Consider the following 17,296-nt stretch of genomic DNA (forward strand, 5'->3'; position numbering starts at 1 on the left):
AGGTGAACGGGCATTGCTTAAAGCAACAATTAAAGAAGTAGCTGCAGAAGCCGAAGTTTCGACAGCGACGGTATCCCGTGTCCTCAATAACAGCTTGAAGGTAAGCATAGAAGCAAGGCAGCGCGTCAGCGCAGCAATCGCGAAGCTTAATTACGAGCCCAGCGCTATCGCAAGAAGCTTGAAGCAGGATAGAACGTTCATGATCGGAATAATCGTACCTGACATTACGAATTCGTATTTTATGGAAATATCGAAGGGAATTGAGGATACGGTTGGACAAAGCGGATTCCAGCTCATGTTCTGCAGCTCCGATGAGAATACGGATAAAGAGGGCAGGCTTCTTCAGCTGCTGAACGAGAAACGGGTCGCCGCAGTCGTAATTGCGACTGCCGGAGGCAATGGAGACAAGATCATGAGCATGTCCCGTTCCGGTCTGCCGGTGGTGCTGATCGACCGCAGTCTGGATGGCCAGGATGGCTCGAATCAGTTGGATCTGGTTGCCGAGGATAATAAGGCGAGCGCTTACATGCTAACGAGACGGCTGCTGCAGGATGGGCATAGTGCACTTGGTGTTGTCAACGGTCCATCCTGCGTCAGTACGGGGCGGGAACGCTATGAAGGCGTGCTTCAGGCCATACGGGAATGGGGAATCGACGAGCCCTCCCATCTGTACAACGGTGATTTCTCCGTCGAAGGGGGCATCCGGGCAGTGCGGCAATTCGGGCAGACAGGAAGCATGCCGACGGCAATTGTATCGCTTAACAACCGAATGACGTTCGGTGTTCTGCTCGAGCTGATCCGAAGAGGTTTGCATATCCCGAGCGATGTGGCAATTGCTTCCTTCGGCGAGGTCGAATCGGGGCAGCTGCTGAAAAATCCGAAGCTCTATTATATCGATCAACAGCCTTATGACATGGGGAAGAGAACCGGTGAGCTGCTGCTCAGCCGGATGAGTAAGGAAAAGCGCAGCGCCGATCCTCATGTGGAAATCTTCCATCATCAAATTAAATGCATCCTATAACCTATAGCTGCAGTCTAAAACGAACGAATGACTTGGAGAGGTGAGCCAGATGTCTGCAATACAAGCTGCAAATCGGCTGCAGGGCAATTTGCCGAAGATCGGGATTCGTCCCATTATTGACGGACGCCGGGGCGGCATCCGCGAATCACTCGAAGAAGTAACGATGGACATGGCGAAGGCGGCAGCCGCCTTCTTAACCGAAAATCTGAAGCACAGCTGCGGCTTACCCGTGGAATGTGTAATCGCCGACACCTGTATCGGCGGTGTAGCCGAAGCGGCCCGAGCGGAGCAAAAATTCGCGACGGAGGGAGTTGGCGTCACAATCTCGGTAACGCCGTCATGGTGTTATCCGACGGAAACGATGGATACCGATCCCGCCAGACCGAAAGCGATTTGGGGCTTCAACGGAACCGAGCGGCCGGGAGCTGTTTATCTTGCTGCCGCACTGTCCGCGCATAACCAGAAAGGGCTTCCTGCCTTCAGTATTTACGGGCATGACGTACAGGACATCGGGGACAGGGAGATAACGTCCGACGTGCAGGAGAAGCTGCTTCAGTTTGCCCGGGCGGGTCTTGCCGTCGCGACGATGCGGGGCAAATCGTATCTGTCTATGGGCTCGGTCTCGATGGGCATCGCGGGCTGTATCGTGGATGAATCTTTCTTCCAGAAATATCTCGGCATCCGCAATGAATATGTCGATATGACGGAGTTTGTAAGACGCATGGAGCTCGGCATTTACGATCGCGGGGAATATGAGCTTGCTTTGGCTTGGACGAAGGACAATTGCAAGGAAGGGGTCGACGTGAATCCGGAGCATCTGAAACGAACCGCCCAACAGAAGGAGAAGGACTGGGAAACGGTCGTCAAAATGACGCTGATCGCACGCGATCTGATGATCGGCAATCCGAAGCTGGACGAGATCGGATACGGGGAGGAAGCGCTTGGACATAATGCCATTGCGGCCGGCTTCCAAGGGCAGCGGGCATGGACCGATTACTTCCCTAACGGCGACTTCATGGAGGCGATGCTGACATCCTCGTTCGATTGGAACGGTATCCGCGAGCCGTTCATGCTGGCGACGGAGAACGATACACTTAACGGAGTTACGATGCTGTTTGGCCATTTGCTTACGAATGCGGCGCAAATATTCGCCGATGTCCGTACCTATTGGAGTCCTGAAGCGGTCAAACGAGTGACAGGTCATGAATTGACCGGCAGAGCAGCGAACGGCGTCATCCATTTGATCAATTCCGGACCGGCTGCGCTTGACGGTACGGGACGTCAAACCCTCAATGGCGAACCTGTCATGAAGCCTTTCTGGGAAATAACCGAGAATGAGGTGAAGAGCTGCCTGGAAGCTGCGCAGTGGTGCCCTGCGGTAGACTTCTTCCGCGGCGGCGGCTTCTCGACCGATTTCACGACCCGCGCCGGCATGCCGGTTACAATGGCCCGCATTAATCTCATCGCCGGACTCGGCCCAGTGCTTCAGCTGGCGGAGGGATATACGGTCGAATTGCCGGGCGACGTGCACGATAAGCTGGATAAGCGAAGCAACCAGACCTGGCCGACAACCTGGTTCGCTCCGAATTTGACGGGCGAAGGGCTGTTCAAGGATGTATATACGGTAATGAACAAATGGGGCTCGAATCATGGAGCTATAAGCTATGGTCATATTGGCGGCGACCTGATTACGCTGGCATCGATGCTTCGCATTCCGGTTTCCATGCATAATGTGCCGGAAGAAAAAGTGTTTAGACCGAGCGCTTGGGCCGCATTTGGCGAAATGGAGCCGGTCGGCGCCGATTACCGCGCCTGCCAGACATTCGGACCGCTCTATCGATAACGGAAAGGAGATCCATGTTATGCACGCCAAATATGCAATCGGAATCGACTACGGCACGGAATCCGGAAGAGCTTTGCTCGTTGATATCGCGGATGGAACGGAAATCGCAACGCATGTTACGCCTTATCCGCACGGCGTGATGGACGTCAAGCTGCCGGACGGGACCGCGCTTGGTCCCGACTGGGCACTGCAGCATCCGGATGATTATATGGAGGTGCTCAGATGCTCGGTGCCGGAGGTGCTGCGCGCAGCAGGAATAAATCCTGACGACGTGATCGGGATCGGCATTGATTTTACGGCCTGCACGATGATGCCTCTGGATGAGCAGGGCAAGCCGCTTTGCCTGAGCCCGGAATGGAGCGGCAACCCGCACAGTTGGGTGAAGCTGTGGAAGCATCACGCGGCTCAGGTGGAAGCAAGCAGGTTGAATGAAATCGCCATGGAGCGGGAAGAGACATTCCTGCCCCGCTATGGCGGCAAGCTTTCCTCGGAATGGATGATCGCCAAAGTATGGCAAATTTTAAATGAAGCGCCCGAAATTTACGAGCAGACGGACTTGTTTATGGAAGCTGCGGACTGGGTCGTCATGCAAATGACCGGCAGCTTAATACGGAATAGCTGCACAGCCGGCTACAAAGCGGTATGGCATAAGGAGCAAGGCTATCCGTCGAATGATTTTTTTGCGGCTCTGGATCCTCGGCTCGAATCGCTCACCGAAACGAAGCTCCGCGGTCATATCGCGGCGCTTGGATCCAAAGCGGGTGAATTGAACGCCGCAATGGCAGAGGCCATGGGGCTGCGGCCGGGCATCGCGGTTGCGGTCGGCAATGTCGATGCGCATGCGGCTGTCCCGGCAGCAGGCGTCGTGACGCCGGGCAAGCTGGTCATGGCGATGGGAACCTCGATTTGTCATCTGCTGCTCAGCGACAAGGAAGTGAACGTCGAAGGCATGTGCGGCGTCGTAGAAGATGGAATTGTAGCAGGTTATTATGGCTATGAAGCAGGGCAATCGGCGGTAGGTGATATTTTCGCCTGGTATGTCGATGAGGCGGTGCCGCAATATGTGCAGCATTCCGCGCAGGAGGAAGGCGTCAGCGTTCATCAATGGCTGGAGAGCAAGGCAGCGGAATATCGTCCAGGCGAAACCGGACTGCTGGCATTGGACTGGTGGAACGGCAACCGTTCCGTCCTTGTTGACGCGGATCTCTCGGGCTTGCTCGTCGGCTTTACGCTTCAAACGAAGCCGGAGGAAATATATAGAGCACTTCTCGAATCCACTGCATTCGGAACAAGAAGGATCATTGAAGCATTTCATCTGAACGGTGTCGAGGTCAAGGAATTGTATGCCTGCGGAGGACTGCCGCAGCGTAACCGGCTCTTGATGCAAATTTATGCGGACGTTACAGGGCGGGAAATCAAAATCGCCGATTCGACGCAAACGGCGGCGCTCGGCGCAGCGATGTTCGGTTCGGTAGCAGCCGGTTCCGGGGCGGGCGGCTACGATTCCATCGTCGAAGCGGCGCAGAACATGGCGCGGGTTCGCGAGGAAACATTCAATCCGATTCCGGAGCACGCTGCGGTATACGAGGAGCTTTATCAAGCCTACCTGAGGCTGCATGATTATTTCGGACGGGGCGGCAATGACGTTATGAAAACATTGAAAGCGATGAAGCGCAGTACTGAATAAAGAAGGCTGCTTAAGTTGAGATAAGCGATGATAGAGAGCTGGCAATAGATGACCGGATGGGGGATTTTCATCCCATCCCAAGGTTATCGTGGCGGCGCACGCTGCTTTATTTGATACAATGTGCAATCGATCTCACATTTCGACAACATCCCCCTACCTAGAAGGCGGACACGGGAAGGCAAGCCGTATTGGTAGGAGGGAGAAAGCTGCTGAAGCCAGCTGCTTTTACGCGAATCTGATGCCAATCGTACCATGTATTCTTGTCAGCGCTTTCAAGTAACGGATAACGATGCAGACAGGGAGGTGGTAACGCTGAAAACTAGAAAATGGCTCGCTTTGGCCGCCTCTGTCCTGTTTGCCGGAATGACGGCCTGCGCAAGTGGAGAAAATTCAGGGAATGACATGCTGGAAGCGGGAGGCAAAACGTTTCTGCTCAAAGAGATCGCGGATTTGAAGCAAGTGGCTCAGCTGACGGGAAAAGACAGCATCAATAAGACCGATCGGTATGGGCTCTACGGCACCGATTTGGGCTCTATGTTCAACTCAGGCGACAAGACCTATTTCGTCTTTGGCGATTCGTTCGGCGAAAGGCCGGAGGGGATGACCGGCGCGGGAGGCGGTTACTGGCGATCCAATACGATGGCTTATACAACCGATCAAGATCCCACAGACGGCATTACATTCGACGGCATGATAAAGGATGAATTGAATCTGGCGAAAGAACTGCTGCCTTCCAAGAAAATCGATTTTGACGAAATGACCGTAATTCCGACTCACGGCCTCTACGCAAACGGCGCGATGTATCTCTATTATATGTCGGTCAATCACTGGGGAGATCCCGGTCAGTGGGATGCTAATTACGCAAGTATCGCTAAATCGGCGGATGAAGGGAAAACGTGGACGCTGCAGGACAACCTGAAATGGCCGGGCGACAGCAACTTTATCCAAGTAAGCCCTTACAGAATCAAAACTGACGGACAAGAGGCGGAGATTTATTACTGGTGCATCCCATCCGGCCGGTTCGGAGGCGTGAAGCTGATGAAAGTGAAAGAGAGCTCCATTGAGGATCCGGCTCAGTATGAATATTTCACGGGCCTGGACGGAAATGACGCGCCGGCATGGAGCACCAAGATGTCTGATGCCGGGCTGGTTGTAGACGATTCCGTAGGCGAGCTTTCCGTCGTGTGGAACCCGTATTTGAAACGATGGTTGATGACTTACTTGAAAGAAGGACGCGGTATTGTCATCCGTGAAGGATTGACGCCTTGGGGACCATGGAACGAAGCGATCGATCTGGTTAAAGCTGCAGATTATCCGGGCTTATACGGCCCTTTCATGAACACCCGGTATTTGGAAGAAGACGGGAAAACGATTTATTTCGGATTATCGCTCTGGGATCCTTATAACGTATTCTGGTTCAAAGCTTCCTTAATAAAATGAAAGCGAATACATTGATGGACGTTTAGAGATTCGTCTTATCCTTACTCACGGTTTAGGCGCGTTACCCGCGTTTAAATAGATAGACCAAATAAAAGGGAGGATTCATCAATGAAAATGAAACGCGGAAAGGTCTTGGCAGCTGCGCTCGCAGTCATGCTCGTACTTACGCTGGCGCTCACCGCCTGCGGCAACTCGGGCGGCAATTCCACGAACGGATCGGACAATGGAGCAAATACCGGAAATGCGGGGAATACCGGCGGTACGGTTAACGAGCCGAAAGAAGAAGATACGAAACCGGCTGAGAAATCAACATTGGAGTTCTGGGCGAACAAATTCGAACCGACAACGGATGCCTGGTTTAAAAAATGGACCGACGAGTTCAACAAAACCCATGAGAATATCCAAATCAAGCTGACGATTGTGCCGGGAGACGCATGGGCGCAGAAAATGAAAGCCGCACAAGCTGCCGGTAAAGCTCCGGATCTGTATACGATGAACTATGGCGGCATCGCTAATGCAGCGAAACTCGGCCAAATCAAGCCGCTTAACGATTTGATGGATCCGAGCGTATTTAACGATTTGTATGACAATGTCAAAGAGTTCGTGTCAATCAAGGGCACTTATTATGCTTATCCGAAACTTGTCGAACCGTCCGCTGTCCTTTACTACCGGAAAGACTTGTTCACAGCTGCGGGATTAGACCCTGAGAAACCGCCGGTGACGTGGGATGAGCTGATTGACTACGGTAAAAAGCTGACCCAAAAAGGCATTTACGGTCTGGCAACTGCGCAGACTGCGCCGGATTTGGGCTGGTCCAGCTGGGGGCTCCAATATAATGCTGCCGGCCATCTTCCGATTGCGGACGACTGGTCCAAGGCTGATGTGATGAACGACGGCTACAAGAAGCTGCTTGACTACTACAAAACCGCTTATGAATCAGGCATCATGCCGAAGCAGGGGTTATCTGCTTACGCGGACGCCGCTCCATTTGGCAAAGGGAAAGTCGCGATGGAGATCAGCGGCTCTTGGGCAATCGGTTTGTTCCGCAACGATTACAAGAGCATGCTGGATAAAATCGGCGTCGCGCCGATGCCTTCCATAGACGGCGACCAAACGAAGCCAACCTCGACGCTTGGCGGCTGGACCCTTGTCATCGACGGTAAATCCAAACATGAGCAGGAAGCAGCCGACTTTATCTCTTATCTGCTTGCCGGCGACACCAACATTATGATCGACTTCTTCAAAACAAGCCAGTTCTCGAAATTCTCGCCGCGCAAATCCGTCGACGAAGCGATGAACCAGGACGAAGCAGCGAAAAACGACCCATGGCGCAAGCTGATTGCAGAAAAAGTAATTCCGTATGCGAAGGCTGAACCTATCTATCCATGGGATATCAGTATGGCATTCTCCACCGCGATCGAATCGGCCATGAAAGGCGAAAGCGTGGACAAAGCGCTGGAGAAGGCGGAGAAGACGATAAACGATTTCATCGCCAAAAATAAATTGGCAGGCACGAATCCGATTAATCAATAGACGGAAGCTCCTCAGCCTCCGGGGACGCGGGTTCCCGGAGAGCTGATTTCCGTATTCCATATCGACGGTGGTGAATCGCACGAATGATGAAAAAAAATTACCGCTACGATAACATGACCGCCTATTCAATGCTGGCGCCGATCGTGGTGCTGCTGACCATTTTCGTAGTCATTCCCTTTGTTTACGCAATCCGCGTCAGCTTCTATGACTGGAGCTTCTATCAGGACTCCGCTTATGTCGGGTTCCGCAACTTCTATAATGTCATGACCGATGCGCTGTTTATTAAATCCGTATGGGTCGGTATCAAATTTGCGCTGATGGTTGTTCCTGCCGGATTGATTCTGGCGTTCCTCTTCGCGCATGTGATCAAAGGGCTGGGCTCCGTATTTTCCGGATTCGTCAAGACGGCTATTTACATTCCGACCATCATTTCGGGTGTTGTCGCCTCTATTATTTTCGTGTTTATTTTCGATTATGACGCCGGATTGGCTAATTATATCGTCGGATTGTTCGGCATAGAACAGCAGGCATGGCTTGCCGACGTGAAGACAGCGCTCCCTAGCATCGCGATACCTGCAGTTTGGCTCGGGTTCGGTCTTACCACGCTGATGATGCTGGCCGGATTGAACGATATTCCGGAAAGCTATTATGAAGCGGCCGAGCTGGAGGGCGCAGGAACTGCTGCCAAAATGAGATATATAACCATCCCTCTGATGCGTAACATTTCACTGTTTCTTCTAGTGACCGGTTTCACGGGCGCCATCTCGCAGTTTGAGCTTTCATTGGTCATGACGGGCGGCGGTCCGCTCGATGAGACGGCGACGCCAAACCTGTATCTTTACAATCATTTCCGAAATGACGTCATGGTCGGAAACTCCATCGCCGGCGCACTGCTGCTCTTCGTCGTGCTTGGCACGATTTCGGCCATTATTTTCAGAATATTAAACTCGGAAAAAGCGGTGGACGGCTAACAAGAAGCAAAGGGAGGATATCGCAATGAAAACGAAAGATCAAGTGATGAAAACAGTATTGAGCGTAATCGGTTTTCTTGTGGCCCTGACGGCGTTGTTTCCTCTCCTATGGATGACGATCGCCGGCTTCAAGGGGAAGACCGAAGTGCTTTCGACGCCGTTCAAGTTTTTTCCGGATAAGTGGCTGGTTGAGAATTACGCGGATATTTTGAAGGACATCACATTCACCCGCTCGATGGCGGTTACGTTTATCGGCGCCATTGTGTTTACCGTTCTCAGCCTGATTGTCAACTCGATGGCTGCGTATGTGTTCGCAAGGCTCGAATTCCGCTTCAAGCGAATCATGTGGCTGTATGTCATCACGACGATGTTTATTCCGGGAATGGCCATCATGCTGACTTCTTTCATCGTGGTAACGAAATTGAACATGCTCGATACGATGGCCGTTCTCATTCTGCCAGGGGTGGCATCAGCCGGCGGCATGTTCTTTATCCGGCAGTATTATCTGAATATTCCGATCGCCCTGGAAGAAGCCGCATTGATCGACGGGGCGAACCGGATCAAAATTTTCCTGCATGTCTTCATGCCTATGTCCTTTCCGGTATTCGTTATTGTCGGGGTCGGTGCGTATTTAGGCTATTGGAACTCCTTCGTATGGCCGACGATGACCATCACAAACCCGGAACTGTTTCAAATCGCGCAGTACTTGGCAACGTTCCGTTCCGAACGGTCCACGGAGATGGGGCTGCTGATGGCGGGTTCTACGCTGGCGGCCATCCCGACGATTCTCCTGTTCCTCATCTTCCAGAAGTATCTCATCCAGGGTATCAAAATATCGGGGTTGAAGTGACAGCTGCTCAAAGTTTGCACAAGAAATTTTCATTGAGAGGAGGCCTCTGACGCATGATTGAATTGACAAATGGCGTAATTCGGGTCGGCATCAGCGAAACCGACGGTTCGATCCGGAGCATACGGGACGAGAGGAGCGGGATGGAGTATATCGCCGCCGGAACCGGCGGCGATTCGTTCCGACTGGAAACGGACAGGGAAACGAGCGGCGCATTTCTGAATTTTTCCTGCAAGAAGAGCAGTACGGCGGATAAACAGGAAGCGGAACTTACGTGGATGGCGATAAACGGTGTAAAGGTGAATGCCCGGATAACCGTTGCGGCGGGCAAGGACGAAATCGAATTCAGCTGTGAAGCGGACAATGAGCCTGGGGCGGGTATGATCAGTCTGGAATATCCGATCATTCCGGATCTGCGGACGATAACGGACGAAGGTAAAGACGACTATGTGGCGCACAGCTTCGCGACGGGCTTCAAGGTTCGCAATCCGATGGCAAATTTTGAGCATGAAGGTCCGGGGCTGCGCTTCATGCCTTATCCGGAAAGCTTCTCCGGCGCGTCGATGCAGTTTTTCAGCTACTATGGCATGGGCCGGGGCGGACTGTACTTTGCTGCGCTGGACGGGGAAGGGTATGCCAAATGGCTGAACTTCTACAAGAACCGCGGCGGACTGCTGGAGGCGTCCTTCATTCATGGCTGTGAAGATATTGGTCCCGGCAAAGGATTGCAAATTCCCTATTCCGTCATTGTACGGCCGCTTGAGGGCAAGGATTGGTACGAAGCGGCGGATCTTTATCGAAGCTGGGCGGAGCGGCAGGACTGGTGCGCCAAAGGAAAGCTGACGGAGAGGGCTGAGGAAGAAGCCTGCCGCTGGCTTCATGAGGAAATAGGCGTCGCTACATTCGGCATCAACGCAGGCTCCGATCGTACGAAATGGCTGCACAAGTATCACGAATATATCCGTACGCCAATGTTCCATATTCTCGGACCGGACTGGACGAATGCACCCCAAACCTTTTACAAAGGGGTTCCCGGCGGGTTTGACGACTGGTTCCCGACGCGGTTCAACCGGGACAACATCGACTGCATGAGAGATTACGGCGACAAGTTCGCCCCCTTCGAATTCGATTACCTGTTCCATTTCGATGGTGCCGACGGGAATCGGGGGAAAGAGGCGGCGCAGCGTTTTCCCGAGCACAAAAAGAGCATCGACGGCTATCGTTTCCCGTTTATTTGCCCGGCTCATTCCTATACGCAGGACTTGCATATAAGGCGGGATGAGACGCTTCAGCGGAGCGATCAGGTGGACTCTATTTATTATGACATCTCCGCCAATAACATTTTGAAGGTTTGCCTGGATGATTCGCACGGCCATCCCGTGGGTGCCGGGAGGGAAATCGCCGATGCCTATAAGGACAACTACATCCGAACCAAGGAAGCAATGATCAAGGAAGCCGGAAAGTACGTGCCGATGGGCACAGAGATGATGAACGAGCTGTATCTGGACGTTCTTGATTATTATCAGGCACGCGCCGGCGCCCAGCCTGCCGCGCCTTTGGAAGGTTACTTGCTGCGAGGGCTTCTCAAGACGGGAGATGCGGAATTAATCCCGATGTTCACATATGTTTATCATGAATACGGCGCTTTAAGAATGGACGGCTGGGGCAAGCTGGTCGAAGAAATCGGAACCCTCTATTATTTCACCGTCGCGCGAACCTACTTATGGGGCGGCCTCTATGAATTGAATTACGAATACAGCCCGCTTGAAGCGCTCGATGACGGTACCGAAAATCCGCCGGATGAGCATTATTATCCGTTTGAGCCGCGCGGCTATAAGTTTTCAGCGGACCGGGCCCGTTATTTGGCCATGTTCGCCGAACTGCGCACAGGCATCGGCAGCAAATATTTGGCTTACGGGCGAATGCTGCATCCGCTTGATTTTGAATGCGGCAAACTCCGAATGAATTGGTTTCATTATAACCATGGCAAGGAAACAAAGGAGTATAACGATTCCGGCGAACTGACCGTCGACTCGGTCGTTCATGCTGCCTGGCGTTATAAGGATGAGAGTGTCGGGTTGTTTTTTGCTAATGTCAGCGGGGAATGCCGGAAGGTAACCATCGATGTCGGCCCGGAGAAGCTCGGATTGAGCGCCACAGTCTGTAAAAGACATGTTTTACAGGCAGGTACTGCGGCTGCTGGATGCTTCGATATTTCGCTTGATGAAGCTGGAGAGATTGCGTTTGATATTCCCCAAAGAAGCGTCATTCTGCTCGAGTTTTCGTAAAGCGTCTGTGGAAACGAAAGAGGAAAGGGGGTGAATGACAGAACAATTTCATACCAATTCGAGCAGCGTACCATGAAAAAAACTAAACAAGAGGTGAACAAGGATGAAAGCGTTAGTCATCGAAAGTCCGCATCATGCGGCAATCCGGGAAGTTCCATATCCGAATCCCCGGCCAGGCGAAGTGGTAATCAAAGTCGAACGGGTCGGCATTTGCGGTACGGATTTTCATATCTATGAAGGCGAATTTCTTTCCCCTTATCCGATCATACCGGGTCATGAGTTCTCGGGAACCATTCATGAACTGGGGGAAGGGGTGGAAGGGCTCCGAATTGGCGAGCGGGTAACCGCCGATCCTTCCCTGTTCTGCGGACAATGCGTCTATTGCTTAACGAACCGCGGCAACCAATGCGAAAACTGGGGGGCGCTCGGCAACACGGTGAATGGAAGTATGGCTGAATTCGTAGCGGTGCCGGCGAGGAATGTCGTTCGGATCCCCGATTCCATGTCCTTCGAGACGGCGGCATTCATCGAACCGATCGCCTGCGTGGTGCATGCGATGAACCGGCTTCAGCTTAAGGCCGGCAATTCGGTCCTGCTGTTCGGTGCGGGAGCGATGGGCCAGCAGCTGGTGCAGACCTTATCCAGATCGGGCGCTTCCCGCCTTACTGTTGTGGATGTGTCGGAGAGCAAGCTTGCGCTGGCGCTATCGATGGGCGCCACCGAGACGGTTAACGTACGGGATAAATCACGTCTGGCCGGGCAATCATTCGATGTTGTCGTCGACGCGACGGGTATTCCGGCCGTGATCGAGGATGCCTTCTCTTACCTTGGCAAGACGGCGACCTATTTGCAGTTCGGGGTAACGCCCAAACATGCTCAAATCCGTATCAGCCCATTTGATCTCTACCATAAAGATTGGACGCTGATCGGGTCAATGGCTATCAACTATACGTTTATTCCTGCATTCGAATGGGTGAAGGAAGGCAGAATCTTGCTGGAACCGCTCGTCTCTAAGGTCATCTCGCTGGAAGAAGCCGCCGAGTTTTTGTCGAAGCCGAAAGATGCAGAGCTGTTGAAGATTCAGATCAAGCTTTAACGCGTAGCTGAGCTTCCAGGATGGTTATGACTATGGATTGCTGGTCGAACAGACGGGCTGCGGCCCTTCAAAGGAGATTCAGACATGAATTCAAACGTGACTTACAATTTCGAATATGACAAGAAGCTGAAAGCGTGTTTCATCGGTGCGGGCGGACATTCGTACCGCAACGTATATCCGACTTTTCAATATGCTCCTGTGGAACTGCTTGCCGTATGCGATATGAACGGAGACAGGGCGGCGGCTTATGCCGGACAGTTCGGGGCGCCAAGATTTTACACCGACCATATGGAGATGCTGAAAACGGAGCAGCCGGACATCGTGTTCATCGTAACGGCGTATCATCCGGACGGCAGAGTGCAGGCGACGGACCTCGCGCTTGATGCGCTCTCTCTGGGGGTGCATGTTTGGATGGAGAAACCGACCGCATCCAGCGTTGCGGAAGTGCAGGAACTTGCGGAGGCTAGTAAAAGAAGCGGACGTTATGTGATGACGGGAATGAAAAAGATTTTTTTCCCCGCAATCGGGAAAGCCAAGCAAATTACGGCGTCGCCGTCCTTCGGCCGCCCTTCGTCCATCTATATCCGTTATCCGCAGGATCTGCCCGAGTTATCGGACCGGACCGATCTGCGGCGGGTGAAATGGCTGCTTGACCATCTCTTCCATCCCGCATCGATCATCCATTACTTGATGGGGCCGATTGAGCACTTCTCGTATGAACGCGAGCCGTTCAACGGCGGCAGCGTGACGTCCATGAAATTCCGGTCTGGGGCGGTAGGCACCCTGCATATGGCGGCGGGTATTTCCGGCAGCGGACCTCTCGAGAGGCTGGAGGTTGTCGGAGAAGGCGAGAATGTCGTTGTCGATAATGGGGTCAAGGTTACTTATTACCGCAAAGCTGAACGTCCTGCGTACGGCAGGTCGGCATCCTTTCTCGTTCCCGATGAGGAAGCGCCGCTCGTTTGGGAGCCGGAGTTCTCGCTGGGCCAGCTGTACAACAAAAATATTTTCTATTTGGGCTATGTTCCCGAGGTCGTTTACTTCTGCGAATGCGTTCTAAGCGGAACGCCTCCGGAGAAGGGCTCGCTCGCGGATGCTTTGGAAATCGTTAAGCTGTTCGAGGGGTACCGGAATACGCCTCCGGGCACGGTTGCATTGTTGAATGGATAGTTTACGCGAAGGGGAGACGGGGCGATGCCGCATGATCAATGCCTATTCATCGCCCAACCGGCGAGACGCATGGGGAGCAGCCGCTATTCGCACTGATAAGATAAGGAGGATGAATATAGTGATACGAATCAACAGGAAAGCAATCGGCACATCCATGCTGGCAGCGGCGCTGATGGTTTCAATGGCATTGCCTTCTTTTGCCGAAGGATTACCGCAGAACTCCGACTCGTCGGCGTTCGAGCTGACAGCAAGCAAAGCCGTGAAGATTGCAAGAGTAACGGGTGCTTCGCGCGAGGGAGAAACGGTGCCTAATCCGAATCAGACCCGGGCGAACTATGCACTGGCGGCAACTGATCTTGGCATCATGTGGGATGCAACTACGGACTCCAGCCACAAAAAAGTAATGGTCGCATTCGGCGATTCCTATGACAATGGCTGGGGCGGATTCGGCGGTGGAGGCAGCGCAGAGGGCTGGAGAAGCAATTTGCTCGCGGTTTCGGAAGATGCGGAGCTCTCGGACGGACTTACCTTCACATCGATGATTATGGATGAGAATAAAGCCGGCTATGCCAAGGAGATTATCAGCTCCGCCCACAACACTTCCGGAAGCGGCGATTTCACTGCGATTCCTACGGCTGGAATAACGGCAGGCGCAAGACATTATATTCATTATATGCAAATTAAAAATTGGGGAGCTAACGGCCGTTGGAATACGAATTTCTCGGAAATCGCGTATTCGGACGACGAAGGGCAGCATTGGACGAAGTCGGGCGTTAAATGGGACGGATCAAGCAAATTCGCACAAGCGGCTTACGTGAAGGATGGCGGCTATATCTATATGTTCGGGACGCCTGCCGGCAGGTTTGACAGCGCTTATTTGGCTAGAGTGGCGGAAGCGGACATGCTTCACAAGGACCATTATGAGTATTGGAACGGCTCGGGCTGGTCAGTCAATAACGAAGCGGCAGCCGCAGCGGTCGTTGACGCTCCGGTCAGCGAATTGTCGGTTGTATATAATTCTTATTACGATAAGTGGATAATGACCTACTTGAACGAAAACCGTTATGCGATCGTCATGAGGAGCTCTTCGAGTTTGACAAGCGGCTGGTCCGATGAATCCGAAATCGTAACGGGTGCGGAATTCCCTGGTTTATACGGCGGCTTTATTCACCCTTGGACCAACAGCGGCAACGATTTATATTTCCTGATGTCGGAATGGGGTCCGTATAATGTGTTTCTGATGCGCGCGAAGCTGGACATTGGAACACCTCTGCATAATCTCGTTGCGGACCCTTCCTTCGAGAAGCAAGCCGCGGAGACGATCTCCGCTCCATGGACACTTGAGGAAGGAAAAGGCGGGGTTGACCACGGAATGCTGTCAAGGGCGGGAAGCAGCAATGTGTGGCTGAGGAATACAACCGGCTGGAATGCAATCACGCAAACTGTGCCCGTCGAAGCGAATACGGAATACAGCCTTACAGGCTTCGTTAAAACCTCGCAGAACAATAACGCCGGCTATTTCGGTGTGAGGGGCGCTGCCGGGAATATTCTGAAGGAAACGAAGTTTGAAAGATATGACAATTATACGAAATTGAATGTGCGCTTCAATTCCGGCAGCAACTCGGAAGTGAAGATATTTACGGGCATGCATGCAAGCGGAGACACTTGGGTTCAGATTGACGATTATATGCTGCTGCCGGTAGATACGAACCCGCCCGTCATCACGTTATTAGGAGATGCAGAAGTTGAATTGCCGCTTGGCGCATCATTCACGGATGCGGGAGCAGCGGCAGCCGATGGGCGAGATGGCGATCTGTCCCACAAAATCATCGTAGAGGGTAGTGTTAATACAGGGATCGTCGGTACCTATACGCTGACTTATAAAGTGTCTGACTCAGACGGTAATGCAGCCGTACCCGTCACGAGAACGGTCCAAGTCACAGGAGCCGCGTATACCGTCAGCAGCGTTCTCTTCAAAGATACGGACGGCGGAGCGATCACGAAGCTGCCGAAAAAAGGCTTCGTCACCGCGAGCGCAAATGTGAGAAACAATACGGGAGCGGCAAAGACCGTTACCCTCGTTGCAGCTTTGTATAACAAAAAAGGCGAGCTTGAAAATATATCAGGCATAACGAAGCTGCTTGTTTCTGGCGCTGAAGAGACATTTACCGGCGGCTTTAAGCTGCCGGGCAATAATTCCGGATATACAATGAAGGTCTTCATTGCGGACTCCTTGAATGATCTGAAGCCCGTATCGAATACAGTTGAATTGAACTAATATGCTCAAGAGGCAGGCGATCCGCATGAACAAGAACACGATATATCAAATCGCTGAGCAGGTCGGCGTATCGCCATCAACCGTGTCGAGAGCGATTTCAGGCAGAGGCTACTGCGGCATTCAAACGAAAGCAAAAATTATGGAGGCGGCTAAATCATTGAATTATGCGCCCGATCATGCCGCGAAGATGCTGAAAACCCGAAAAACGAATAAAATCATATTTGCCGCTCCCGACATCTGCAATCCGTTTTACTTCGATATGATAAACGGAATCAACCAAGTTGCGGAAGAATATGGCTATCTGCTCATTCTGTTCTATACAAAGCACCGGCTGTCAGAGGAATTGAAGGCGATTCAGAATGTAAAGGAACGTGTGGCGGATGGCATGATCATGGTATCTTTCCACTTTTGCGAGGAAAATATTGGGGCGATCAACAGATTGCCTGCACCGGTCGTTCTGACGAATCAATATGAATCGCCCGGAGGGGGAGACCGCTTCGACTATGTATACGTGGATACGTTCACAGGGATTAAACAAGGAACCGAGCATTTAATCAGGCAAGGGATGAAGCGCATTGGATTCATAGGCGGCTGCCTGGGCGAGCAGACCGGCTATCAAAGGTACAGCGGTTACCGCGAAGCCCTGCAGGAGGCTGGATTGCCTCTTGAGGATACGCTTATCGCAGAATCCGATTATACGGAAAACGGCGGATATTTGGCCGCCAGAAAGCTGATTATGCAGAAGTCGCGGCCGCAGGCGATTGTAGCGGCAAATGATTTGATGGCAATCGGCGTTATGCATGCTTGCGAGGAAGCCGGCTTGTCCATTCCGCATGATATGGCTGTAGTCGGCATGGATAACCTTGACATTTCTTCACGGGTGCACCCCAAGCTTACTTCGGTTTCGCTTATGCAGGAGGAGATCGGAAGTCGGGCCGCGCAGATGCTAATGGACAGGCTTCACGGGAGGGAAGTGAGCGAGAAGGCAGTGAAAATTATGCCGGAGCTGGTCGTCAGACAATCGAGTGCCGAAGTCAAGGATCAGATCACTCATTAACAGAGCTAAATAAATCAAGTATGGATCCAAGAGGAGCAGGCCGTGCAGAGGCTTGCTCCTCATTT

Annotated in this window: 12 protein-coding genes; all 12 read left to right on the forward strand. The window is 52.5% G+C overall.

Annotation, left to right across the window (positions count from 1 at the left end; translation table 11 throughout):
- Positions 1-13 precede the first annotated feature (13 nt).
- The 12 genes from ACFPYJ_RS12520 (at position 14) to ACFPYJ_RS12575 (ending at position 17,231) form a co-directional block, all read left to right on the forward strand.
- The gene (locus tag ACFPYJ_RS12520) at positions 14-1,021 is read left to right on the forward strand and encodes a LacI family DNA-binding transcriptional regulator (RefSeq protein WP_379188485.1); all 1,008 of its coding nucleotides are present in this window, start codon (positions 14-16) and stop codon (positions 1,019-1,021) included.
- A gap of 49 nt (positions 1,022-1,070) precedes the next feature.
- The gene (locus ACFPYJ_RS12525) at positions 1,071-2,864 is read left to right on the forward strand and encodes an L-fucose isomerase (protein WP_379188486.1); all 1,794 of its coding nucleotides are present in this window, start codon (positions 1,071-1,073) and stop codon (positions 2,862-2,864) included.
- Between the two features lie 19 nt (positions 2,865-2,883).
- Entirely contained in the window at positions 2,884-4,551 is a 1,668-nt protein-coding gene (locus ACFPYJ_RS12530) for a ribulokinase (RefSeq protein ID WP_379188487.1), read from the forward strand.
- Positions 4,552-4,854: 303 nt separating this feature from the next.
- Positions 4,855-5,991 carry a DUF4185 domain-containing protein gene (locus ACFPYJ_RS12535; protein WP_379188488.1) on the forward strand — a complete coding sequence of 379 codons (1,137 nt, stop codon included), beginning with the start codon at positions 4,855-4,857 and terminating at the stop codon, positions 5,989-5,991.
- Between the two features lie 108 nt (positions 5,992-6,099).
- On the forward strand, positions 6,100-7,524 hold the full coding sequence (locus tag ACFPYJ_RS12540) for an ABC transporter substrate-binding protein (protein WP_379188489.1): 1,425 nt from the start codon (positions 6,100-6,102) through the stop codon (positions 7,522-7,524).
- A gap of 83 nt (positions 7,525-7,607) precedes the next feature.
- The gene (locus ACFPYJ_RS12545; RefSeq protein WP_379188490.1) at positions 7,608-8,495 is read left to right on the forward strand and encodes a carbohydrate ABC transporter permease; all 888 of its coding nucleotides are present in this window, start codon (positions 7,608-7,610) and stop codon (positions 8,493-8,495) included.
- Positions 8,496-8,520: 25 nt separating this feature from the next.
- The gene (locus ACFPYJ_RS12550; RefSeq protein ID WP_379188491.1) at positions 8,521-9,345 is read left to right on the forward strand and encodes a carbohydrate ABC transporter permease; all 825 of its coding nucleotides are present in this window, start codon (positions 8,521-8,523) and stop codon (positions 9,343-9,345) included.
- A 53-nt stretch (positions 9,346-9,398) separates the two neighbouring features.
- Complete coding sequence (locus tag ACFPYJ_RS12555; RefSeq protein ID WP_379188492.1) at positions 9,399-11,630, forward strand: DUF6259 domain-containing protein; 2,232 nt, start codon at positions 9,399-9,401, stop codon at positions 11,628-11,630.
- A 103-nt stretch (positions 11,631-11,733) separates the two neighbouring features.
- Positions 11,734-12,726 carry a zinc-dependent alcohol dehydrogenase family protein gene (locus ACFPYJ_RS12560; protein ID WP_379188493.1) on the forward strand — a complete coding sequence of 331 codons (993 nt, stop codon included), beginning with the start codon at positions 11,734-11,736 and terminating at the stop codon, positions 12,724-12,726.
- Between the two features lie 84 nt (positions 12,727-12,810).
- Complete coding sequence (locus tag ACFPYJ_RS12565) at positions 12,811-13,896, forward strand: Gfo/Idh/MocA family protein (RefSeq protein WP_379188494.1); 1,086 nt, start codon at positions 12,811-12,813, stop codon at positions 13,894-13,896.
- A gap of 118 nt (positions 13,897-14,014) precedes the next feature.
- A complete protein-coding gene (locus ACFPYJ_RS12570) occupies positions 14,015-16,174 on the forward strand; it encodes a DUF4185 domain-containing protein (RefSeq protein WP_379188495.1) in 2,160 nt (719 codons plus the stop codon).
- Positions 16,175-16,199: 25 nt separating this feature from the next.
- A complete protein-coding gene (locus ACFPYJ_RS12575) occupies positions 16,200-17,231 on the forward strand; it encodes a LacI family DNA-binding transcriptional regulator (protein WP_379188496.1) in 1,032 nt (343 codons plus the stop codon).
- Positions 17,232-17,296 lie beyond the last annotated feature (65 nt).

This window comes from Paenibacillus solisilvae (genome assembly GCF_042656405.1).
GTDB lineage: Bacteria > Bacillota > Bacilli > Paenibacillales > Paenibacillaceae > Paenibacillus_Z > Paenibacillus_Z solisilvae.